The 22111-nt window shown below is 62.2% G+C and carries 22 protein-coding genes; 11 read left to right on the forward strand and 11 right to left on the reverse strand.

Annotation, left to right across the window (positions count from 1 at the left end):
* Positions 1-167: 167 nt before the first annotated feature.
* From ftsE to QMG56_RS04935, 4 genes are read left to right on the forward strand one after another with little or no spacing between them, the layout of a single operon-like run.
* Positions 168-878, forward strand: coding sequence for a cell division ATP-binding protein FtsE (gene ftsE, locus QMG56_RS04920; RefSeq protein WP_281821672.1), 711 nt, complete (start codon positions 168-170; stop codon positions 876-878).
* Complete coding sequence (locus QMG56_RS04925; protein ID WP_281821491.1) at positions 875-1810, forward strand: ABC transporter permease; 936 nt, start codon at positions 875-877, stop codon at positions 1808-1810. Before ftsE ends, QMG56_RS04925 begins: the two co-directional genes overlap by 4 nt.
* Complete coding sequence (locus tag QMG56_RS04930; protein WP_230187974.1) at positions 1807-2337, forward strand: YdcF family protein; 531 nt, start codon at positions 1807-1809, stop codon at positions 2335-2337. The genes QMG56_RS04925 and QMG56_RS04930 overlap by 4 nt, the downstream gene beginning before the upstream one ends.
* A 15-nt stretch (positions 2338-2352) precedes the next feature.
* Complete coding sequence (locus tag QMG56_RS04935; protein WP_230187973.1) at positions 2353-3039, forward strand: 1-acyl-sn-glycerol-3-phosphate acyltransferase; 687 nt, start codon at positions 2353-2355, stop codon at positions 3037-3039.
* Positions 3040-3042: 3 nt separating this feature from the next.
* On the opposite strand, the gene QMG56_RS04940 is transcribed toward QMG56_RS04935, so the two are convergent.
* Positions 3043-3681 carry an ankyrin repeat domain-containing protein gene (locus QMG56_RS04940; RefSeq protein ID WP_375713643.1) on the reverse strand — a complete coding sequence of 213 codons (639 nt, stop codon included), beginning with the start codon at positions 3679-3681 and terminating at the stop codon, positions 3043-3045.
* 43 nt (positions 3682-3724) lie between these two features.
* On the opposite strand from QMG56_RS04940, the gene QMG56_RS04945 reads away from it, so the two are divergent.
* Genes QMG56_RS04945 through QMG56_RS04955 form a run of 3 tightly spaced genes read left to right on the forward strand, consistent with a single transcriptional unit; the run spans position 3725 to position 5452 of the window.
* A complete protein-coding gene (locus tag QMG56_RS04945; protein WP_281821493.1) occupies positions 3725-4339 on the forward strand; it encodes an SCO family protein in 615 nt (204 codons plus the stop codon).
* The gene (locus QMG56_RS04950; RefSeq protein WP_230188026.1) at positions 4336-4761 is read left to right on the forward strand and encodes a YcgN family cysteine cluster protein; all 426 of its coding nucleotides are present in this window, start codon (positions 4336-4338) and stop codon (positions 4759-4761) included. The genes QMG56_RS04945 and QMG56_RS04950 overlap by 4 nt, the downstream gene beginning before the upstream one ends.
* Positions 4742-5452 carry a M48 family metallopeptidase gene (locus QMG56_RS04955; RefSeq protein ID WP_281821494.1) on the forward strand — a complete coding sequence of 237 codons (711 nt, stop codon included), beginning with the start codon at positions 4742-4744 and terminating at the stop codon, positions 5450-5452. Before QMG56_RS04950 ends, QMG56_RS04955 begins: the two co-directional genes overlap by 20 nt.
* 33 nt (positions 5453-5485) lie before the next feature.
* Here QMG56_RS04955 and QMG56_RS04960 read toward each other — a convergent pair whose 3' ends face one another.
* The 10 genes from QMG56_RS04960 to QMG56_RS05005 all read right to left on the reverse strand — a co-directional run bounded on the left by QMG56_RS04960 (position 5486) and on the right by QMG56_RS05005 (position 17093).
* Positions 5486-6646 carry a hypothetical protein gene (locus tag QMG56_RS04960; protein WP_281821495.1) on the reverse strand — a complete coding sequence of 387 codons (1161 nt, stop codon included), beginning with the start codon at positions 6644-6646 and terminating at the stop codon, positions 5486-5488.
* A 228-nt stretch (positions 6647-6874) separates the two neighbouring features.
* Positions 6875-8959, reverse strand: a complete 2085-nt coding sequence (locus QMG56_RS04965) for a transglycosylase domain-containing protein (RefSeq protein ID WP_281821496.1) — start codon at positions 8957-8959, stop codon at positions 6875-6877.
* Between the two features lie 70 nt (positions 8960-9029).
* Complete coding sequence (gene msrB, locus QMG56_RS04970; RefSeq protein WP_281821497.1) at positions 9030-9437, reverse strand: peptide-methionine (R)-S-oxide reductase MsrB; 408 nt, start codon at positions 9435-9437, stop codon at positions 9030-9032.
* A gap of 36 nt (positions 9438-9473) precedes the next feature.
* The gene (locus tag QMG56_RS04975; RefSeq protein ID WP_281821498.1) at positions 9474-10550 is read right to left on the reverse strand and encodes an NAD(P)/FAD-dependent oxidoreductase; all 1077 of its coding nucleotides are present in this window, start codon (positions 10548-10550) and stop codon (positions 9474-9476) included.
* A complete protein-coding gene (locus QMG56_RS04980; protein WP_281821674.1) occupies positions 10547-11197 on the reverse strand; it encodes a methyltransferase domain-containing protein in 651 nt (216 codons plus the stop codon). The genes QMG56_RS04975 and QMG56_RS04980 overlap by 4 nt, the downstream gene beginning before the upstream one ends.
* 38 nt (positions 11198-11235) lie before the next feature.
* Positions 11236-12288 carry a type III polyketide synthase gene (locus QMG56_RS04985; protein ID WP_281821675.1) on the reverse strand — a complete coding sequence of 351 codons (1053 nt, stop codon included), beginning with the start codon at positions 12286-12288 and terminating at the stop codon, positions 11236-11238.
* 85 nt (positions 12289-12373) lie between these two features.
* Positions 12374-13405, reverse strand: coding sequence for a DNA polymerase III subunit delta (gene holA, locus QMG56_RS04990; RefSeq protein WP_281821499.1), 1032 nt, complete (start codon positions 13403-13405; stop codon positions 12374-12376).
* Positions 13392-13916, reverse strand: a complete 525-nt coding sequence (gene lptE / locus QMG56_RS04995) for an LPS assembly lipoprotein LptE (protein ID WP_230187966.1) — start codon at positions 13914-13916, stop codon at positions 13392-13394. Before lptE ends, holA begins: the two co-directional genes overlap by 14 nt.
* 96 nt (positions 13917-14012) lie before the next feature.
* Entirely contained in the window at positions 14013-16592 is a 2580-nt protein-coding gene (gene leuS / locus QMG56_RS05000) for a leucine--tRNA ligase (protein WP_281821500.1), read from the reverse strand.
* 48 nt (positions 16593-16640) lie between these two features.
* Positions 16641-17093: a DUF3576 domain-containing protein gene (locus tag QMG56_RS05005; protein WP_230187964.1), complete on the reverse strand. Its 453-nt coding sequence runs from the start codon at positions 17091-17093 to the stop codon at positions 16641-16643.
* Positions 17094-17349: 256 nt separating this feature from the next.
* Here QMG56_RS05005 and QMG56_RS05010 point away from each other — a divergent pair, with 256 nt between their 5' ends.
* The 4 genes from QMG56_RS05010 to QMG56_RS05025 all read left to right on the forward strand — a co-directional run bounded on the left by QMG56_RS05010 (position 17350) and on the right by QMG56_RS05025 (position 22108).
* Positions 17350-18078, forward strand: coding sequence for a hypothetical protein (locus QMG56_RS05010; protein WP_230187963.1), 729 nt, complete (start codon positions 17350-17352; stop codon positions 18076-18078).
* A 113-nt stretch (positions 18079-18191) separates the two neighbouring features.
* A complete protein-coding gene (locus tag QMG56_RS05015; protein ID WP_230187962.1) occupies positions 18192-18353 on the forward strand; it encodes a hypothetical protein in 162 nt (53 codons plus the stop codon).
* Between the two features lie 160 nt (positions 18354-18513).
* Positions 18514-20808 carry a glycosyltransferase family 4 protein gene (locus QMG56_RS05020; RefSeq protein ID WP_281821501.1) on the forward strand — a complete coding sequence of 765 codons (2295 nt, stop codon included), beginning with the start codon at positions 18514-18516 and terminating at the stop codon, positions 20806-20808.
* A 16-nt stretch (positions 20809-20824) separates the two neighbouring features.
* Complete coding sequence (locus QMG56_RS05025; protein WP_375713644.1) at positions 20825-22108, forward strand: glycoside hydrolase family 130 protein; 1284 nt, start codon at positions 20825-20827, stop codon at positions 22106-22108.
* The last annotated feature ends 3 nt before the right edge of the window (positions 22109-22111 follow it).

Raw genomic sequence — 22111 nt, forward strand, 5'->3', positions numbered from 1 at the left:
TTCATAAACACCGCAGGGACTCTAGAGCAAGCGGGGAACGCACGGGCGGTAACCCCATCATATCGCATATGGACGTTTACCACATTGTCGGCCGCACTTTACGGCCCTTGCCCACTGTGCGATGGCTGACCGTCCATCAGGGGCGAGGGGTCGGCAGCGGGATCAGCATGTCCAGCATCGTGCAGTTTGAAAATGTCGGTCTGCGCTATGGGCTGGGCAGCGAGACGCTGAGCGACGTCAGCTTTTCCTTGCATGCGGGTGGTTTCTATTTCCTCACCGGCGCGTCGGGCGCGGGCAAGACGTCGCTGCTCAAGCTGCTCTATCTGGCACAGCGCCCCAGCCGCGGTGTGATCCGCCTCTTCAACGAAGATGTCGTCACTTTGCCGCGCAAGCGTTTGCCGGGTTTCCGCCGTCGGATCGGCGTTGTGTTTCAGGATTTCCGCCTCGTCCCGCATCTGTCGACCTATGACAATATCGCGCTGCCGCTGCGCGTTGCCGGGATGGAGGAAAACGAAGTCGCCGCGCCCGTCGCCGAAATGCTCGCCTGGGTGGGTCTCGCCGACCGCGCCGATGCACGTCCCGCGACATTGTCGGGCGGGGAGCAGCAGCGCGTTGCGATTGCCCGTGCGGTCATCGGTCGCCCCGAAATATTGATCGCCGACGAACCGACCGGCAACGTCGACCCGGAAATGGCGCAGCGGCTGCTCACCTTGTTCGAGGCATTGAACAAGCTGGGCACCACGCTGGTTGTCGCTACCCACGATATCCCGCTCATCGGCAAGGTCGCGGGCGCCCATATGATGCGGCTGGATCGCGGGCGGCTGTCCGACCCCACCGGATCGCTGCGCTATCCCCCCAACCGGCAGGCCGCGCAATGACGTGGCGGTTCGGTAAAGGGCGCTTCAGGAAGGGGCAGCGCAGTGGCAACGCTGCCTCCACCGCAGCGCGCAATCGCCTGCTGCCTGAAGGGCGCGTTGCCGGGCCGATGCCGTGGGTCATTGCCATCATGATGTTCCTTACGGTGCTGACGGCAGCGGCGGGGCTGGGTCTGTTTCAGGCATCGCGCGCCCTGGGGCAGGATCTGTCGGGCCGCGTCACCATCCAGTTGATCGAAGCCGATGCGGCCACCCGTCGCGAAGGCGTGGCGCGTCTGGTGCAAAGCCTGCGCCGCTTGCCCGGCGTGACCGATGTGCAGCCCGTGCCGGAAGAAACTCTGGCCGAACAGCTTCGCCCCTGGCTCGGCGCGGATATGACGGCCATCGACGTGCCGATCCCCGCGCTGATCGACGTGCAACTGTCGCAGGCGGACGGCGATACGCTTGCCACCCTGCGACGCGCCGTCGCGACCGCAGCGCCCAAGGCGCGCGTCGAACCGCATGCCGCTTTCCTCGCGCCGCTCTCCGGCCTGATGACGTCGATGGCATGGCTTGCGACCGCGCTCGTGCTGCTGATGGCGCTTGCGACTGGCGCAGTGGTGGTGTTGGCGGCGCGTGGCGCGCATGACAGCCATCGCGGGACCATCGACGTGCTGCATCTGATGGGCGCAACCGATGTGCAGATCGCCCGCCTGTTCCAGCGACGGATTGCGCTCGACGCGCTGTTCGGCGGTCTGCTGGGTTTCACCTCCGCCGCTGCGATCATCCTCATCATCGGGCAAAGGCTCGGCGCGACCGGATCGGACATGCTGCAAAGCATTTCGCTGCCTGCGCCAGCATGGTTGCTGCTTGCCGCGTTGCCGCTCGCAGGGGTGGCGCTGGCCATGCTCACGGCGCGGATGACCGTCATCTCCGCATTGACGCGGCAATTATGATCGTCCGCATCGCTTCCTTCGGCCTCATCGCCTGGATATTGGGGTTCGCCTGGTTCGGTGCCTTCCTGCCGCAGCCGCTGGACGGACGCACCACCGATGCCATCGTCGTGCTGACGGGCGGTGGCGGGCGGATCGACCGGGGACTGGCCTTGCTGAAGGGCAATGCGGCCAAGCGGATGCTGATTTCCGGCGTCGACCGCTCCGTGCGCCCCGTCGAACTGGCGGAACGGTACAAGACGCCGATGCGCCTGTTCGATTGCTGCGTCACGCTGGGCCGCGAAGCCATCGACACCCGCTCTAACGCGCTGGAAACCGCGCGCTGGCTAAAGCGTCGCGATTTTCGCACCGTGCGGCTGATCACGACCGACTGGCACATGCGCCGCGCCGCACTCGAACTGCGGCAGGTGCTGCCCCGCGACGTGATTCTGGTATATGATGCCGTACCCAGCCGCCCCAGCCTGACGATGCTGTTCAAGGAATATAACAAATATCTCCTGCGCCGCGTCGTGGCGCTGATCGGGATTTAAGGACCGTTTACCCCCATGATCGTGCTTCGTTCGCTGGCCTTTTCGGTCGTTTTTTATGGCCTCTCGCTCTTCTGGGTGCTGTGGACCATCGCTGCCGTGCCCTTCGGCGCGCGCGCGGTACAGTTCGCCGCCACGAAATGGAGCCAGTTTCATCGTGGCTGCGCACGCATCATCCTGGGGCAGAAGGTCGAGGTGGTCGGCACCCTGTCCTCCGAACCGATGCTCTATGTCTTCAAGCATGAATCGATGTTCGAGGCGATCGACATGCTCTGCCTGTTCGACGCCCCTCTGGTCGCCGCGAAAAAGGAGCTGACCGACATGCCGCTCTGGGGCTGGGCCGCGCGGCTCTATGGCCTGATCCCGGTGGAGCGCACGGCAGGTCCAGCAGCAATGCGCGCGCTGCGCAAGGCGGCGCTGGATGGACTGGCGACGGGTCGCCCGCTGTGCCTGTTTCCCGAAGGCACCCGCGTCCCCCATGGCGAATCGCCCGATCTGCGCGCAGGCTTTGCCGGACTCTATATGCTGCTCAAGGTGCCCGTGGTCCCCGTTGCCGTGAACAGCGGCATCGTTGCCCCGCGCAAAAGCTGGCTCAAACGCCCCGGCACCATCACCTATCTGGTGGGCGAGACAATCCCCGCAGGCCTTCCCCGCGCCGAAGCCGAAGCCCGCGCCCACGCCGCCATCAATGCGCTTAACCGCTAAGCCCTAAAGCGTCGGACCCTGCACCGCGCTGTTTGCGGGCTTGGCCGGTTTCGCTGCAGCCAGCGCATCGCTCAACCCTGCGGCGCGTCCTTCGCGCTCGGCATAATCGCGGGCGGTCATACCGGCGATGCTGTCCTTCTTGTCCGGGTTAGCGCCCTGCGTCACCAGAAAGCGCACCATGGCCAGGTCGCGGAGCTGCACCGCCCGAATCAACGGCGTTTCGCCATTATCGTTGGGCTTGTCGATGCTGGCCCCGTTCGCCAGCAGCACGCGTGCGCCATCGATCCAGCGCAATTGCGTTGCCGCCATTAATGGCGTGTCGCCCATTGCATTGGTCAGGTCAGGCTTGCCGCCCTTCGCCAGCAAAAACTGAAGCCAGGTCTCATCGCGCCGTGCGACCACGATGTGCAACGCTGTCTCGCCATTCTTGATATCGCGCGTGTTGACCACAGTGCCGCCCGGCTTTTCCAGAAGTTCGGTTGCCTTGGCACCATCGCGGTCGCGCACGGCTTTGAGAAAGTTGTAGCTGTTGGAAAACTGTGCTTGCGCCACGCCCGGCATCAATAAAGCGGCTGCGGGCAGGCCCAGCATCATGCTGCGCCCTGCAACCGAAAGTGCCGTGCGAAGGAACGTCCGTTTCATGTCTCTGCCCTGTTCTTAATTGCTAAATGCAACCTAGCAGGGCATGGCTGGCTACGCCATGAACAAAGCAACTCTCCTGATCGCCTGCCTCGCTTTTGCAGGGCTTTCCGCTTGCTCCGCCGGGGGCAGCAACGCCCAGCAGGGGCCGCTTGCCGGCGCGCGTATCGGCGCGCCCTTCACCCTTACGAATCAGGATGGCAAGGCCGTGACGTGGGATAGCTTCAAGGGCAAATATCGCCTCGTCTATTTCGGCTACACCTATTGCCCCGATGTCTGCCCGGTCGACCTGCAGAAAATCACGCAGGCGTTCACTGCCTTTGAAAAACAGGACCCCAAGCGCGCCGCAAGGATTCAGCCGATCTTCATCACGCTCGATCCGCAGCGGGACACCGTGCCCGTCATCAAGAATTACGTCGCGGCTTTCCACCCCCGCCTCATCGGCCTTACCGGCACGCCCGATCAGATTGCGAAGGTCGCCAAGGATTTTGCCGTCGTCTACACCAGGGAAGGCACCGGCAAGGACTATCTCGTCAGTCACAGCCGCACCCCTTATCTCTTCGGCCCGACCGGCGATCCCATCGCGCTGATCCCGGTGGGCGAAGGCGCGGACAGCACGCCGGACGCCATCGTCAAAACGCTCGACCAATGGGTGAAATAGCCTTCTGGGAAAAGCCGCTTGCCGCCCTCGACCGGGCCGAATGGGAAGCGCTCTGCGATGGCTGCGGCAAATGCTGTCTGCACAAGGTGGAGGATGAGGACACGGGGAACATCTACCCCACCAACGTCGCTTGTCGTCTGCTCGACCGGGACAGCGGCCAGTGCAGCAATTATCGCGGTCGCCGCGCCTTCGTCCCCGATTGCGTGCGGCTGACAGAGAAGCTGGTCGACGAAATCTCCTGGCTCCCCCGCACGTGCGCCTATCGCCTGCGCGGCGACGGGCAGCCGCTGCCCGACTGGCACTATCTTATCAGCGGCGACCGGGAAGCGGTGCATCGTGCAGGCGAATCGGTGCGCGGTTGGACCGTGGCAGAGGTGGAGGCAGGCGATCTGGAAAACCATATTGTCGATCGGGACATCTGATCCCGCGATCACCGTGGACGGTATGCGCGTCGCGGTCCGCATCCGCCGCTCCGCCCGCGCGCGCAATTACCGCCTGACGCTCGACGCGACCCGTGGCGAGCTGCGCCTCTCGGTCCCCGCGCGCGCCAGCATCCGCAAGGCGCTGGGCTGGGCGCAGGGCCATGAAGCCTGGGTCCGCGACCAGATGGCCCGCGCGCCGCAGACGGTGCCGCTGGCCGATGGCGTCACCTTCCTGCTGGAAGGGCGCGACACCCTGATCGTCTGGGATGCCAAGGCCCCCCGTCGCGTGGTGCGACAGGACGACCGCCTGATCGTCGGCGGCCCACCCGATGCCGTCGGCGCGCGCGTATTGCGCTGGCTCCGCGCAGAGGCAAAGCGCGTGCTGGAAGACGAAACCCGCGCACTGGCACAGGCGCACGGCCTGCACGTCGCCACCGTCGGCATCGGCGACCCCAAATCCCGCTGGGGCAGTTGCGCCTCCTCCGGCGCGATCCGCTACAACTGGCGCCTGATCCTCACCCCCCCCGAAGTCCGCCGCGCCACCATAGCCCACGAAGTCGCCCACCTCCTCCACATGGACCACAGCGCAGCCTTCCACGCCGCCCACACGCGGCTGCTGGGCGAAGACCCAAGGCCGGCGCGGGCATGGCTGAAAGCGCATGGCGCGGGGTTGCATGGGGTGGGGGTTTAGGGGGGAGGGGGGCTCCTTAGCGAAGCTCTAGCTCTAGATAGGGTACGTAGCGTCTGCAAATTCTGAGAGTAGAAGATGGATGCGGAGAAGCACAATAATCTGATGATGTAAGCGGGAGCATTTCGTCAGATATTCAGCGTAAGGCATTTCGCGCAAACCGCCAGATCCTCCCTTCCCCACGTTGTAACACACCATGCCGGTTGCTTGATCGTAATGTAGTTCGCGGTGATGAGATGCGTTTCGGAGTTGATTGTCGCGTTCGAAGCAGGTGTCTGCAAACACGTTATTCTCTGTCGGAGCATCGAACCGCTTGCCTTTATCCGAAGCTCTATATTGAGCTAGCGAGATTGAGGATAGCTGATCGAATCTTCGCCCCGCGAGAACGTTGTTGATCATCGTTAAGATATCAATCATCGATCCAAACATCTCGAACGCATTTCCATAGTACATCTGAATAGATGCGAAATTCGACGTTTTAGCAGACAAATGAGTTGTATCGATCCCGCTTCCAACCGAGAAATGAACCTGAGAAAACTCTGACCAAGACGAAAAATATTCGCGAATTATAGAATGATACTGCTCGCCTCTCTCGCTAGCTGAACTTTGGAGGTCAGTGATGATATCGTTCAATTTACCTTCATGAAGAGGCTTTTTGATAACGTCCATTGCCGCACGAAATCTTGGCTCGTAGTCAATTCCAGTTGAAAAGAGAGCAAACCGCCATATCCAATCAGGAATGTCTTTAAGTGGGTCATTCGCATAAAATTCGGCACTCGCCCCTTCTATTAGGCGATCCGACAATTTCTGTTTGCCTCTTCGATGCAAAGACCATGCTTTTTTTAGTAGCTTCCACTCGGCATCGAAATCGGGGCGACGATATGGACGCTCGTTCGAGCGCAATTTAGTATCTTCGGCGGATATGACGCTGCCAGCCTTCACCCCCCTCTCGGCCATCGCAACCATGAGAGGCAAGTGTGGGAAAGCTAAATCCTCATGGCGCTGCTCTTGAGGGATCACAAAATTGGCATGAATATTAAGAACCTTACAGTCTCTATCTTCTTTGATCGCCTCGGCATTCTCAACTTCCTCTACCCACGTTGAGATACTCTCGTAATCAACATGAAGAGTTACAGCCATTTCTTCGCCGCAGTCCAAGCAAGAAAAACGATATATGTGGGCAATTTCATGGCCCATACCCAATCGCAGTGTGTGTCCTTGGCCACATGTGCGGCAGCGGTGGCAGGACCGAATAATCATGGATCAGCTTTCAAAAGGTCGATATCTTAGATAAACTAAGGTTAGATCAAATCTTGTTAGACGATCGTATTGTTTATTTACACCGTCGAACTCATATCATCTTTGTAATTACGAGCATCACGCTGAGATAATGACGTCTTAAATAATTCAGATATTAACTCTTAACTAATTCGGCGGCGGCACATTCCTCGGTCTCTCCCGCGCCGGACGTTCCCGGCCCAGCACATTGTCGATCCAGTTCTGGTCCATCTTCTGCGGCGCGACTACGTCCTGCGTGCTATCATCCACTGGCGGTTCGGGATCGACGGGCGCTTCGGTGCGGCCGCGTTCCACGGGCATGCCGTTTTCGTCGACATACATGCCGTTGTCCGGCTCCCCGAAATAGGATTCCTCGTCCGGCTCCAACTGCCATTCGGGCAAGGTCACTTCGGTCTCGAACTGTTCGACCGGGCGCTTGGCGACTGCGACTTTCATATATTGGGCAAAGGCTTGCGCAGGCGCCCGCCCGCCCTGCAATCCGCCGACCGCGCGGGCATTGTCGCGGCCCATCCACACGCCGGTGGTGATGCCGCTGGAAAAGCCCATGAACCAGCCGTCCTTGTTGCTGTTCGTGGTGCCGGTCTTGCCCGCGACCGGGCGGCCGATCTGCGCGGCCTTGCCGGTGCCGGTGTTGACGGCAGTCTGTAACAGGTCGGTAATCCCCGCGGCGACCCACGGCGCGACCAGTACGCGGCTGGTGTCGTCTTCATGCTCATAGAGCATACGCCCGTCCGCGGTCGTCACCTTGGTAATGCCATAGGGAGTCACCGCCACGCCCTTGCGCGCGACAGAGGCAAAGGCCCGCGTCATGTCGATCAGGCGCACGTCGGACGTGCCCAGTACCATGGAGGGATGCGTGTTCACCGGCGTCGATATGCCAAAACGGCGCGCCATGTCGGCAATCGTCGCAAAGCCCACTTCCATGCCCAGCTTCGCCGCGACGGTGTTGATCGAATAGGCAAAGGCGGTGCGGATATCCATGTCGCCCGAATAACGGCCGGAGCTGTTGCGCGGCTGCCATCCGTCGATATCCACCGGCTCGTCCTTGACCGCTGTGTCGGGGGTATAGCCTGCCTCCAGCGCCGCCATATAGACGAACAGCTTGAACGCGGAACCCGGCTGGCGCACCGCTTGCGTCGCGCGATTATAGTTGGAGGTGACATAATCATTGCCCCCCACCATGGCGCGCACCGCGCCGTCGCGGTCCACCGACACCAGAGCGCCTTGCGTCCCCGCCGGGGTGTTGTCCTTGATCGCGGCGGTCGCGGCGTGCTGCATATTGAGGTCGATGGTCGTCCACACTTCCAGCGGCTCGGCAGGCTCGTCGATCAGCGTATCGAGCTGCGGCAGCGCCCAGTCGGTGAAGTAACGCACACTGTTCTGTGGCGCTTCCGGCGCGAGCTTCACGCCCGCCAGATTCGCGTCGGCGCGCTGCACGGCGGTAATTGCGCCATTTTCGCGCATCACGTCCAGCACCACGCCCGCGCGCCCGATGGCGGCTTCGGCGTCGGCGGTGGGGGAATAGCTCGACGGCGCTTTCACCAGCCCCGCGATGATTGCCGCTTCGGGCAGCGACAGCTCGGTGCCGGGATGGCCGAAGAATTTGCGGCTGGCGGCATCCACGCCATAAGCTCCGCCGCCGAAATACACCTTGTTGAGATACAGCTCCAATATCTGCCGCTTGGAGAATTTGCGCTCCAGCGCCATCGCCAGGATCATCTCGCGGACCTTGCGGCCCCAGGTGTAGCTGTTGTTGAGGAAGATGTTGCGCGTCACCTGCTGCGTGATCGTGGACGCACCCTGCAACCGCCGCTTCGTGCCGCGATTCTCCACCGCAAACCACGCCGCGCGCGCCAGCCCGATGGGGTCGACGCCCGGATGGCTATAAAACCGCTTGTCCTCGACCGAGACCATCGCATCGGTCATCACCGCCGGTATCTGATCGAACGACAGCCAGCGCCCGAAACTCGGCCCCAGCGACACGATCACGCTGCCATCGGCGGCATGGACGCGGATCATCTGGCCATTGGGCGAGGATTTGAGCGCTTCGTAGTTGGGCAGCGACTGCATCGCCACGATGACCGCGATCACCAGCGCGATCAGCCCCGCGACCGACGCGAGCGCACCGACCTTCAGCCCACGAATGAGCCATCGCTTCACGTTTGCGGATGTCCCGCCGGAGGATGCTTTGCTCTTGCCCGCTCGTGCCATGTTCTTCGCCGGATACGCATTAACTGCGTGTCCTACAAGCGGTTGGCACGTTTATGAGGGCTGAACGCCGTTATTCTGACGTTTCATCGCGCGGTTTGAAATCCAGCGACGCACTGTTCATGCAATAGCGCATGCCGGTGACGCCGGGACCATCGGGAAATACATGCCCCAGATGCCCGTCGCACTTGGCGCAGCGTATTTCGACACGGCGCATGCCGTGGCTGGTGTCGACGATTTCCTCGACCGCGTCGGCATCGACCGGCGCGGTAAAGCTGGGCCAGCCCGACCCGCTGTCATATTTTTCGCCTGCATCGAACAATTCGGTGCCGCACCCGGCGCAATAATAGACGCCATCGACCTTGTTGGCGTTGAGCGGCCCGGTAAACGCCCGCTCGGTGCCGCCTTCGCGCAGCACATGATAGCGTTCGGGGGACAGGCGCTGGCGCCATTCGGCGTCGGTGAGATGCAGTTTTTCCATGGGTGGAATATGGGAGACATACGTGACCGGATCAAGTCACACCCGCGTCAGCCGCGCGACGATCTGCGCCGCACCCGGCAAGGCCAGCAACGCGCGGGCGAGGGCAGGGCGACTGCCCAGCCCTTTGACCAGACCCGCCAGCGCCACGGGCCGCGCGACATGGCGAGCAAAGGCGCGCTGATGCGCATGCGCACCCTTGGCTCCGTCCGAGAGCCAGTGGGCAACGGCACTCTGCGCACTCGCCAGCGCAATGCCGACGCCTTCCCCCGCGACCGAGGGAATCACCGCCGCCTGATCGCCCAGCCGGAACAGGCCTGTCCGTGTATCGGTCGCGCGCCAGCCATAGGGGACGTTGCCGATGGCATCGATCTGCGGATCGGCGGGCATATCGGCCAGGCGATCCGCCAGCGCAGGCATCTCGTCCGCCAGCCGAGCAAACAGGCGCGCAGGCGTCCCGCCCGCATCGGCCAGCCGACTCTTTCGCACGGCCATGCACGCATTGACGCTGCCATCCTCCTGCATGACGAGGCCGATATACCCCCGGTCGAACAGATGCAGCTCGATCCGCCCGCCGACCATCCGCGTCAAAGCAGGCGAAGGCGCAAGACGCAGGCGCAACCCCAGTTCCGGGTCACCCCCCGTCCCACCACGAGGGCGCGATACCCCGCGCAGGTCGGACTTGCCGGTCGCGAGGAACAGGCTGTCCCACGGCACGACACCCCCATCCGCCAATGTCAGATCGGCATCCCCCAGCGCACGCACTGTCTGCCCACGGCGCACATCGACCCCGCGTCCCTGCGCCGCATCCAGCAGCACGCTATCGAGCCGCTGCCGTGACAGGCCCAGCGCCGGGGCGGGCAGGGGCGCACCCTGCTCCTTGCCGCCAACATACAGCGCGACGTCGCTCACGCGATGACCGCCCAGACTATCCGGATCGATCCCCAGCCCCGCAATCCGCTCCACCGTCCGCCAGCTTAGAAACCCGCCGCAGATTGTATCTCCCGGCGTGTCGAGCCGTTCGAGCAATGTTGCCCTCACCCCCGCTCGGGCCAGCGCAATCCCCGCCGCCGCCCCCGCCGGACCGCCGCCGACGATCACCGGCGGCTGGCTCACTTGTGTCGCTCGACGCACAGCCGAAAGGGAAAGACCCGCTTGACCTGCGCCACGCCGCCCAGCCCCGCCGTCGCCAGCATCGCGTCCCATTCGGCGGGCCGGAAACTCCGCGCGATCGACAACTGCCCATCCTCGCGCACGATCCGATGCACGCCCAGCAATCGCGCCAGCAGGGGATAGCCATGATAGGCAAAGCCATGCCGGTGCAGGTCGTTCACGAACCACCCCCGCCGCGCAACCCGCTCCATGAATGTCAGGAAATCGACACGCTGCGCGTCGCTCATATGATGCGTGACGAGGCTGGAGACGATGAAATCCCACGGCTCGTCCGCCAGCGCCGCATAGTCGCCCGTGCGATACGCGATTCGCGCACCCGCCGGATGCCGCACCTGCGCCACTGCTTCGCTACGCGGGTTGAGGTCGATGCCCACCAGTTCGCACGCGACACCGCGCTTGCGCACCCAATGCCAGATCGTGCGCAACATCCCGCCATCGCCATAGCCGACATCCAGCAATCGAAACGGCTTGCGCCCCGCCCGGTCGAGAAACGCCAGCGTAGGCCGCGCCGCAATCGTGGCGACATTCACGCGCGCCAATCCCGCCAGCACTTGGGCATAGACGGCAGGCGACAGCGTCTCGGCGTCCATCTGCTCCTCTTCCTGGGCGCGGACGGACAGGTCGCGTGTCACGGCTGTACGCCGGTAAAGGGGAACCCCTCGGCAGCAAGACCCGGCCCGAACGCCAGCGCCAGCCCCTGCGTCGGCGGCGGCCCTTCAAGTATCCGGGCCAGCACGAACATCAACGTCGCCGAAGACATGTTACCATTGGCATCCAGCACCGCACGGCTGTTGTTCAGCGCATCGTCGGACAGGTGTAGCGCGTGGGTAACCGCATCCAATATGGAGCGCCCCCCCGCATGCACCGCCCAGCTATCGACCGTTTCGGGCGCAACCGGCAGCATCGCCGGGTCGGCCAGTGCCGCACCGATGGCGCCGGGGACTTCACCCGACAGATGCATGGCAAATCCATGATCGCCCAGATCCCAGCGGATCAGATCGCCGCTCGCCGGCAGGTTGGTGGAAAAAGGCTGCCCGATGGCAAGGCCGCTCGGATCAGACGTGACCAGCGCCGCCGCAGCGCCATCCCCGAATTGCAGCATGGCAAGCAGCGGCTCCAGTTCGCTGTCCGCCTGCAAATGCAATGTGCTCAGTTCCACGCACACCACCAGCACCCGCGCATCGGCCTGCGACCGCACGATATGCCGCGCAGACCGCAACGCCGCCACCGCTGCATAGCACCCCATATAGCCCACCAGCAGCCGCTCGACCGAAGGCGAAAGATCAAGGCGCTGCGCCAATATCTGATCGACACCGGGCGCGGTGAAGCCCGTGCAACTTGCCAGCACCAGATGCGTGATGCCGTCCAGCGACACCTTCGCCGCCAGCGCATCCACCGCCTGCGCCGCCAGATCGGGCGCGGCGCGGCTGTAAATCCCCATGCGCTGCGCCGTCGTCGGCCAGCTATCGGCGTAGAATCCTTCCGGATCGACTGGCGACCCCGTTACTTGCGGCAGCACCGACCAGCGATGCGCGATGCCGCTGCGCTGCGCCATGCGGTCGAACAGCTTGGCCTGCCGCGGATCGCGCAATTGCGCCCGCGCCCAGCCGATAAAGGCCTGATGAATGTCCTGATCGGGAACGGCGGTGCCGATGGCATTGATATGAGCAGTCACGGAAATGGGCGACACCTTGGGGTGATTTATCGGCGACACTACGCCACAATGTTCGGCGCTCCAACGGATCAGTTGAGGCGGGGGTTCCGCTTCAGCCTGCGCGTTCTCGGGCCGCCTGCCGCGCGATGGTCAGCAATTCGTGCGTGACCATGATGTCGCCAGCGTTGCGGCTGGACCGGCTGGCGCGTTCGGCCGCGCCCAGCCGCTGGATGACGCGCGCTATACCATTGGCATCCCACAGCTTTACCTGCCGTGTGATCGTGGCCTTGTCCTTCCAGAACACCGATTTGCCCGCGCTTTCGACCGCCGCGTCCAGCCGCCCCGATGCGTCGAATTCCGAACGGATCACCGCCAGCAGGATCGCCCGGTTCTGCAACGGACGCAAAATGCTGCCCATATTCGTGCCGATCACGCGCAAGCTCGCCAGTTCGCTATGCATGGCCTTGAGGTCACCGCCCAGCACGGCATTCACCAGCGGCCCGATGTCCTCCTCGACCGATTCGGCGGAAAGCGCGTTCAACGCTTCGGCGGTCGCTTCGACGGGATGGTCGGGCGCAGCATCCAGAAACAGCGCCAGCTTCTCGATCTCGCCGGCCATCAGCCCACGGTCGCCCCCTGTCAGGTCGCTTATCCGCCGCGCCAGTTCCTGCGGCAACCGCAAGCCCAGATCGCGGGCGATGCCGATGGCTATCTGATCGGCATCGCGCCCTTCCGGCACATAGCTGATGCACGCCATCACCGCCTTGTTATCGAGCGCCAGCTTGACCAGCTTCGACGTGTTCTTGAGCGCACCGGCAATCGCGACCACTGGATTGCCGGTATGCGGGGCCTGCAACAGCGCTTCGATGGCGGGCAGCGCTTCGTCGCCCAGCGGCGTCACGCGGACCCATTGCTTGTCGCCGAACATGGATATGGACGCAGCTTCATCGGCCAGCCTTGCCGGATCGGCTTTCAGCGTCGCACCGTCCAGATCGATACGCTCTGCCCCCGGACCCATGGCGCGTTCCAGCCGCTTGGCCAGCGCGATGCTCCCCGACTCGTCGGGACCGTAGAGAAAGAAGAGGCGGATATCGGCGGGCGGCGCATCCAGCGCCCGCTCGATCTGCCCCTTATTGGCCTTCACGGGCCGAAGCGGCTTGGATCGCCTTCTGGTTTTCCACCGCGAACAGGGCCAGCCGCGAAATGATCTGATCGGCGATGGTCTGCGACAGGCGTTCCAGCGCGGTGTCTTCCGCCGCGATGGTGGCATATTCGCTGGATGTCACATCGATGCCTGCATCCGATCCGGCGGAGGCATCGACCATCTGCGTACCCGTCGCTTCATCGACCAGTTGATAGCGCGCGCGCAACGTCCGCCGTTCGCGAGTGATCGCATCATCGGCGCGCACGCCAAAGCCTTCGATGCTGTCGTCCAGCTTCACCACCAGGCGATAATGCGGACCGCTCCCGCCGTGGATCAGGCGATCCTGCAACGCATTGCGCACCAGCCATCCTGCCTTGCCTTCGATCGGCGCGACTTCGACATTGGCCAGCGCCTGCGCCACCGGACCGGTGCTGCCCCCGCTATAGAGCGGGCGCAGCCCGCAGGCGGAGAGCAGGGCCGTTGCGGCGAGAAGGAGAACTATGCGCTTCATCACAAACTCTCTAGCCGTTCGCCCTGAGCTTGTCGAAGGGCAGTTCTTTGTTTGGTCGAAAGTGCGGGGCTTCGACAGGCTCAGCCCGAACGGAAATCAGATAACCAGATTGACCAAACGATCGGGCACCACAATTACTTTCTTCGGCGTCGCCCCGTCCAGCGTGCGGATCACATTGGGCGCAGCCATCGCCAGCCGCTCCAACTCGTCCTTGGGCGTACCCTTGGCAACCGTGATCGTGTCGCGCAGCTTGCCCATCACCTGACAAGCGATGGTCACTTCATCCTCGACCAGCAGGGCGGGATCGACGGCAGGCCATGCGGCGTCCGCAATCAGGCCTTCGCCGTTCATGTCCGCCCACGCTTCCTCCGCCAGATGCGGCGTCATCGGCGCGACCAGCAGCGCCAGCGTGCGGATGGCGGTCGAACGCGATGCCGACGGCGCAGCCTTTTCGACCGCATTGGTCAGTTCATAGATCTTGGCGACGGCCTTGTTGAACGACAGCGCCTCGATATCGCGCGCCACGCCATCGATGGTCTGGTGTAGCTTACGATCCAGTACCTTGTCCTGCCCTTCGGCAGCGGCATCGATCTGCCCGAACAGCCGCCACAGGCGATTGACGAAGCGCCACGATCCTTCGATCCCGCTGTCCGTCCACGGCAAATCGCGCTCCGGCGGGCTGTCGGACAGCATGAACCAGCGCACCGCATCCGCGCCATATTGCTCGATGATGTCGTCGGGATCGACGACATTCTTCTTCGACTTCGACATCTTCTCGACGCGGCCCACGGTTACGGGCTTCCCGGTCGAAATTTCTACTAGCTGGCCACCACGGTTCTCAACTTCCGCAGGAGACAGCCATTTTGTTTCCACTACGAACGTATCACCGCCCTTACCAAGCGTGGTTTCAGGGGCGTCCCAATTAATGTTGTCTGTTTTATACGCCTTGTACGTCTCATGCGTCACCATCCCCTGCGTGAACAGGCCAGTGAACGGCTCGGCAATATCCAGCGCGCCGATATGCTTGAGCGCCCGCGTCCAGAAACGCGCGTAGAGCAGATGCAGGATCGCATGTTCCACCCCACCGATATACTGACCGACCGGCAGCCAGCGTTCGGCCTCCGCCTTGTCGAACGGCTTGTCCTTGGGCTGGCTGGCAAAGCGAATGAAGTACCAGCTTGAATCGACGAAGGTATCGAGCGTGTCGGTCTCGCGCCGCGCGGGCTTGCCGCATTTAGGACAGTCGACATGCTTCCACGTCGGATGCCGGTCCAGCGGATTGCCGGGAATGTCGAAGGTGATGTCTTCGGGGAGGACGATCGGCAACTGATCCTTGGGCACGCCAACCGGCCCGCAATCTTCGCAATGGATGATCGGGATCGGCGTTCCCCAGTAACGCTGGCGCGAAACGCCCCAGTCGCGCAGCCGCCAGACGGTCGTGCCTTTGCCCCAGCCGCCCTCTTCGGCGCGGGCGATGACAGCGGCCTTGGCGTCCTCGATCCCCATGCCGTCCAGGAAGCGGCTGTTCACCAATGCACCCGGACCCGTATAGGCTTCGTCGTGAATAGGTTCGTTCGCGTCACCGACGACACGCGGCACCGGCAGCATATATTTCCGCGCGAAATCCAGATCGCGCTGGTCATGCGCAGGCACGCCCATCACTGCGCCCGTGCCATAATCCATCAGCACGAAATTCGCGACGAACAGCGGCAACGTGATCGCCGGGTCGAGCGGGTGCACCACCGAAAGCCCGGTGTCGAAGCCCAGCTTCTCCTGCGTTTCAATGTCTGCCGCTGCCGTGCCGGACTTGCGGCACTGATCGGCAAAGGCGGCAAGATTCGCGTCGTCCTTCGCCAGTGCCAGCGCGATCGGATGATCGGCGGCAATCGCCGCAAAGCTCGCACCGAAAATCGTGTCGGGCCGGGTGGAGAACACCTCCAGCCGCTCGATCCCCGCCACGGCCTTGTCGAGCGCGAAGCTGAATTGCAGGCCGACCGACTTGCCGATCCAGTTTTCCTGCATCAACCGCACCTTGTCGGGCCACTGGTCCAGCGTCCCCAGACCGTCGAGCAGCTCATCGGCAAAGTCGGTGATCTTGAGGAACCACTGGCTCAGCTTGCGCTTCTCGACCGGCGCGCCGGATCGCCAGCCCTTGCCGTCGATGACTTGCTCGTTCGCCAGCACGGTCATGTCGACCGGATCCCAGTTTACGGCGCTTTCCTTGCGATAGACCAGACCGGCTGCATACAGGTCGAGGAACAGCGCCTGCTCATGCCCGTAATAATCGGGTTCGCATGTCGCCAGTTCACGGCTCCAGTCCAGCGCAAAACCCAGTTTCTTCAACTGCGCGCGCATCGCCGCGATATTGGATCGCGTCCAGTCCCCCGGATGCACCTTCTTTTCCATCGCGGCGTTTTCGGCAGGCATGCCGAAGGCGTCCCAGCCCATCGGGTGCAGCACTTCGTGCCCCGTCATCCGCCGGAAACGCGCCAGCACGTCGCCCATCGAATAATTGCGCACATGGCCGATATGGATACGGCCGGAAGGATAGGGGAACATCTCCAGCACATAGCTGCGTGGCTTTGTGGACGTGTCGTCCGCGCGGAAACTCTGCCGTTCGTCCCAGACGGCCTGCCAGCGGGCATCCGCCTCAAGCGGGTTGAAGCGTCTTTGCATTGTCAGCTCCTGCGGCGGGCGACCTTTGGCGCGCCCGTCGGATGGGGGTTATTGGCTGGTGATCGCCATGCGGCGAAGATCGCGGGCCTTGGTGAGGATGATTTCCTCCAGCTTCTGGACCGTGGCGGCCTGCAACGGCGCATCGACCCACTGGCCACCCTGATTGACCTGACGGCTACCCGCAACGCGCAGGGCATCGGCGCGCAGATCCTGGTCCAGAATCGTCACGGTCAGCTTCATGCGTTCGCTCGGCGAATTGGGGTTCGCGTACCAGTCGGTCACGATGACGCCGCCGTTCGAATCGGTCTGCACCAGCGGCATGAACGACAGTGTTTCCAGGCTCGCACGCCACAAATAGCTGTTGACGCCAATGGTGGTGATCTTGGCGGCGGCCAGATCGGCCTTCGGGCGATCCTTCGATCCACCGCCACAGGCGGCCAGCGGCAGCGCCGCCATCAATACAATAGCCGTTGCACGCAAGCGGGCCGAAAGAGGGCGCATAAGCCTTGTCCTGTATAAATTCTGGAGCATTCGCGGCATCTATAGGGAAGATAGGGCGTGGAGCAAGCCTCCGTTTGTGTGTCGACCGCCAAAGGAATAGGGTGGTTCGATTGCTGCGGTGGCTCTAAGAAACGGGAATCTGTGTGAACTGTGCAACAGCAGGGTATAAAACGACTCCCGACCCTAGCCATTTCCGTTTCTGAAGTGTTATGTCGGTATTCAAGAATTTCTCGGGGCGGAAGAGTCGTTTAGGGTCATGGTGAGCAAGGGTGGATATCTGGGTTGGATGGGCGCAGCGGTCGCTGGCGTCACCATTGCCCTGTCCCCTGCGATGGGCGCGGCATCCGATCTGATCGCTGCGCGCAACCTTAACCCTGTGTCCCTGGGCAGCCTGGGTAGCATCGGTTCCTTTACCCCCGCCACCAAAGACCCGCGCTTGTCAGCCGCTTATGCCAGCGCCGTGATGAACGGCAGCGGCAAGAGCTTCCGTTTCACGCCGTCCAGCGGTTCGATGAGCGGTCGCCGTTCCATCACCGTATTGGTGCGCGCTGACGACGATCTGCCGGTACGGACCGACCGTACCTTGCCGTCGGTTGGCATTACGCCGGTTGCGTTCAATCTGAACGTGTCGCGCGGCTGGCGCAAATTTGCGTTGCCCGACTCGGTCGGTCGCAAGGCGCTCGATCCCATTCCGATGGAAACGCCGTCTGCAGCGCGCAACTTCTCGCTCGATCAGGGCAAGAAGAAGCAGCGGTTCAGCACCAATGTGTTGATCGACGACAAGAACGAAGTCGGCACGACGGCGGTAACGCTGGGCGCGGAAAAGAACTACTCTGTCGATGTCGGCAGCTCCTATTCCCTGTCGCGCAACGTGAATGTGACCGCGGGCGTTCGCTATAACGGGCGCGCAAATCGCTTGGCGCCGGTCACGGACGACCGTCAGGATGCGCAGGCCTTGTATCTCGGCACGATCTTCAAATTCTGATCTGTCCGACCTAATTCTACCATCGAAAATTTAATAGCCGCCTTGATACAGGTCAAAGCTGGCCTTGTTTTTGCGTGATATATTCCTCGGCGAATCCTGATAGGAGACACGTCGTGGCCAGTGATGCCGATCTTCAATATTATCAACGTCGCGCGATCGAAGAGCAGAAGCGCGCGGAAACCGCCGCCGATATCTGCGTCGCGCTCGTCCATCGTTCGCTTCAACGCGCCTATGAACGGAAAATGGCGGGCCAGAACATAATGTCTGCGATATAATTCGCACGATATTCGGTCTTAAAATGCCTTTAGTAGGCGCAGAACATTAAATAATTTCTTTGTTGCGATGCAACATGAAACTTTGCTTCCATACGGTCGTTGTGACATTGTGCAGATGCGGCTTTCGACAGCTCTGCACCCCCTTTTTTGAGGACGGCCGATGAACGAGATGTCATTCGACGCGCGTTTCGCGCGCGCGACGCCGACGCATGTGGCGCTTATTGGTAATGCGATGCCGCGCCGTTGTGGAATGGCCACCTTCACGAATCATTGTCGCGATGCCTTGTTCGGGCAGTTTCCGGATATCAAGATAGACCATTACGCCATGGATGACGGCCGGGCAGAGGTCGAATATCCCGATGACATCTACCTCATCGATGACAAGGATTCCCGGTCCTACGCCCGCGCCGCCCTGCATATCGAGGAAAGCGGCGCGGAGGCGATCTGGCTCCAGCATGAATTTGGTATTTTCGGCGGATCGGCAGGAGAGCTGATCCTGCATCTATTGGCGCGCACGCGGTTGCCGCTCGTCACGACTTTTCACACGATCCTTAAAAATCCGAACGCTCATGAGCGGCGCGTGATGGATCAGTTGCTGGCGCGCTCGCGTGACATCATCGTGATGTCGGAACTGGGCCGGAGCCTCTTGCAGCGCGTTTATGGCGTTGCCGATCATCGCATCAGTATGATCCCGCATGGCGTGCCGGATCGCCCGCGCGTCGATGCAGACAGCATGAAGCCACAATTTGGCTGGGCCGGTCGTCAGGTCATTCTGACCTTCGGCCTGCTCGCGCCTGACAAAGGCATTCAGCATATGATCGAGGCGATGCCCGCCATCGTCGCGCAATGCCCCGGGGCACTGTATGTGGTCGTCGGCGCGACTCACCCCAACCTCATTCGGGAACAGGGTGAAAAGCTGCGCGAAGACCTTATTGCGCTAACGCACAGCCTCGGCGTGGCGGACCATGTGCAATGGGTGGATGCTTATCAGGAGCAAGAAGAGCTTCTCGATCAGTTGCAGGCTGCCGACGTCTATGTGACGCCTTACACTAACCCTGCGCAGGTCACATCTGGTACGTTGAGCTATGCAGTAAGCATGGGCAAAGCAGTGGTTTCGACCCCCTATGTCCATGCCACCGAGATACTCGATGCGGATCATGGTATCCTCGTGCCGTTCCGCGACAGCGCCGCGATGGCGGAGGCAATCATTGGCCTGCTTACCGACGACGCGGCTCGCGAAGCTTATGGTCAGCGGGCCTATGCCCGGGGACGCAACATGCTGTGGCGCGAACTGGCCCGTCGCGTCGGCGATCTGCTGGTCGGGTCGGACGCCACGGCACCCGCCAAGCTGCCAATGCGCCGCAAGCAGGTAATATTGGAGCCCGATCTGTCGGCGGTCCTGCGCATGAGCGACAGTACCGGCATTTTCCAGCACGGCATCCTCTCGGTCCCCGACCGTCGCCACGGCTATTGCATCGACGATAATGCCCGCGCGCTGTTGTTGATGACCCAAGTGCCTGCGATGGACGAGGAACTGCGCGACCGCTGGATCAGCACCTACGCAGCCTTCGTGCAGCATGCCTGGAATCCCGATAAGGGCCGTTTCCGCAACTTTATGGCCTTCGACCGGAGCTGGTGCGAAGACGAAGGCTCGGAAGACAGCAGTGGACGGGCCATGTGGGCGCTGGGCGTCACCGCCCGCGATGCCCCGCTCCCCAAGCATCGCGAATGGGCGCGGCATCTGTTCAACACTGCGATTGTCCCCATGCGCAGCGTCACGTCGCCGCGCGCGCAGGCCTTCGTGATGCTCGGTGCCAGTGCCATGCTGGAAGTCGAAGCCGATCATGTCGAAGCGAAGGGCGCGCTGGAAGATTTCGGCAACCATCTGCTCCTGCTGATTGCCGAAGCGCGTCGCCCTGCCTGGGTATGGTTCGAAACAGTCCTTGCGTATGACAATCCCCGCTTGCCCGAGGCCTTGCTCCGTGCAGGTGCCATGTTGGACAACGCGGCTTTCATTCAGTGCGGTCTCGACACGCTGGATTGGATCACGAAGCAGCAAACGGCACCGGCGGGTCACTTCCGTGCTGTCGGTTCGGAAAGCTTCGGCACGCCCTATGCGCCGCCCTTGCCCTTCGATCAGCAACCGCTGGAGGCGCAGGCGATGATCGACGCGGCAGACGCTGCGTTCGCTATCGATCCCGATAGCCGCTGGCTGGAATATGCGCAGATGGCCTATCGCTGGTATCTGGGCGACAACGACCTGTCCTTACCCTTGGCTACACGCAGCGACGGCGGTTGCTATGACGGCTTGACCCCCACGGGCGTCAACCGGAACCAGGGCGCGGAATCGCTGCTTGCGCTGCAATTGTCCTCCTGCGCGATGAACAGGATTTCCCAACGACAGGCAAACATGGCAATAGGGGCGGCCTTTGGGGATGAGATCATCCCCGCCTGACAATGGATAATCTCTTTTGCTCGAATGTCATACTTTGCCGCTGCGTCTTTATGCGGACGCCACCCGTGTTGTTGTGCGGCCGTTTCATCTGGGTTGGCAAAGCACCAAGGGGGGGCCTAGCCGGTCCCAGCGCATAGCGACCGAAGTTATCGGGTTCAGCGAAGAGGTCGTTACCGAGCAACTGGCGCACGTTCTGCGCGATTTCGAAGCGCGGCATTGGCAGACGCGCCGGGTGTTTCGGACCCGCTACGAAGAAATTCGCGCGCAGCTCGATCTGGACGACAGCGCTCTGTCCGAAGAACGGCGCTTGCTGATCGGGGCTTATTTCTGCCACGAATATAGCTACGCCGCTGCCGCATTGATGAACCCCAGCGTGGTGTTGCATTATGATCAGAGCGGCATGGCCAAGGGAAGCTGCCGCATCATATTATCGCTGCGCGCCGTGGGTGAAGGTCACATCAGTTCCGTGGCGTTCCGCGAAGGCGTCATTACCACCGATGGCGAATTGCAACTCGCGCACCAACCGCCTTTCGCCACCGCCGCCGACGCTTATGGTGCCGAGGATGTGAAGCAGGAGGGGGTGGTGTCCGTATTCCGCCATCCCGACAGTACGGTATCCGGCACGGTGCTGTTCCCGATCACCGCCGCGCAGGCCAACGGTCTGGAGGATCTTCGCCTGGTGCAGTTCCATCATGATGACGGCATGGTCGAATGGCTGGGCACCTATACCGCGTATAACGGTCATGTGATCCAGTCCGAAATGCTGCGCACCCGCGACTTCCGGCGCTTCGACATGGTCCCGCTCACGGGCAGTGCCGCGCGCAACAAGGGCATGGCGCTTTTTCCGCGCAAGGTCGGCGGGAAATATATGATGATCGGACGACAGGATGGGGAGAATCTCTATCTCATCAAGTCCGACACGCTGACCCATTGGGACGAAGGCGAAAAGATTCTGACGCCCCTCTATCCCTGGGAACTGGTGCAGATCGGCAATTGCGGCGCGCCTATCGAACTGGACGAAGGCTGGCTGCTGTTGACGCATGGCGTCGGCGCGATGCGCGAATATGCCATCGGCGCCGTGCTGCTGGACAAGGAAGACCCCTCCATCGTCCTGCGCCGGACGCGCGCACCGATATTGGGTGCAGGGGAAGGCGAACGCGAAGGCTATGTGCCCAACGTCGTCTACACCTGCGGCGCGATGAAGCATGGCGGCAATATCTTCATGCCCTATGGCGTAGCGGACAGCTCGGTCGCGTTCGCGTTCGTACCGGTGCCGGAACTTCTGGCGTTGATGGATTAGGGG

It is taken from the genome of Sphingobium sp. BS19, assembly GCF_027925545.1.
Lineage (GTDB): Bacteria > Pseudomonadota > Alphaproteobacteria > Sphingomonadales > Sphingomonadaceae > Sphingobium.

Coding starts and splice junctions, on each gene's coding strand:
- QMG56_RS04940 (WP_375713643.1), bottom strand. CDS start 3,681: ATGAAACGGACGTTCCTTCGCACGGCACTTTCGGTTGCAGGGCGCAGC.
- QMG56_RS05010 (WP_230187963.1), top strand. CDS start 17,350: ATGGTGAGCAAGGGTGGATATCTGGGTTGGATGGGCGCAGCGGTCGCT.
- QMG56_RS04935 (WP_230187973.1), top strand. CDS start 2,353: ATGATCGTGCTTCGTTCGCTGGCCTTTTCGGTCGTTTTTTATGGCCTC.
- QMG56_RS04930 (WP_230187974.1), top strand. CDS start 1,807: ATGATCGTCCGCATCGCTTCCTTCGGCCTCATCGCCTGGATATTGGGG.
- QMG56_RS04980 (WP_281821674.1), bottom strand. CDS start 11,197: ATGGACGCCGAGACGCTGTCGCCTGCCGTCTATGCCCAAGTGCTGGCG.
- QMG56_RS04965 (WP_281821496.1), bottom strand. CDS start 8,959: ATGGCACGAGCGGGCAAGAGCAAAGCATCCTCCGGCGGGACATCCGCA.
- ftsE (WP_281821672.1), top strand. CDS start 168: ATGTCCAGCATCGTGCAGTTTGAAAATGTCGGTCTGCGCTATGGGCTG.
- QMG56_RS05020 (WP_281821501.1), top strand. CDS start 18,514: ATGAACGAGATGTCATTCGACGCGCGTTTCGCGCGCGCGACGCCGACG.
- lptE (WP_230187966.1), bottom strand. CDS start 13,916: ATGAAGCGCATAGTTCTCCTTCTCGCCGCAACGGCCCTGCTCTCCGCC.
- QMG56_RS04925 (WP_281821491.1), top strand. CDS start 875: ATGACGTGGCGGTTCGGTAAAGGGCGCTTCAGGAAGGGGCAGCGCAGT.
- msrB (WP_281821497.1), bottom strand. CDS start 9,437: ATGGAAAAACTGCATCTCACCGACGCCGAATGGCGCCAGCGCCTGTCC.
- QMG56_RS04945 (WP_281821493.1), top strand. CDS start 3,725: ATGGCTGGCTACGCCATGAACAAAGCAACTCTCCTGATCGCCTGCCTC.
- leuS (WP_281821500.1), bottom strand. CDS start 16,592: ATGCAAAGACGCTTCAACCCGCTTGAGGCGGATGCCCGCTGGCAGGCC.
- QMG56_RS04960 (WP_281821495.1), bottom strand. CDS start 6,646: ATGGGCCATGAAATTGCCCACATATATCGTTTTTCTTGCTTGGACTGC.
- QMG56_RS05005 (WP_230187964.1), bottom strand. CDS start 17,093: ATGCGCCCTCTTTCGGCCCGCTTGCGTGCAACGGCTATTGTATTGATG.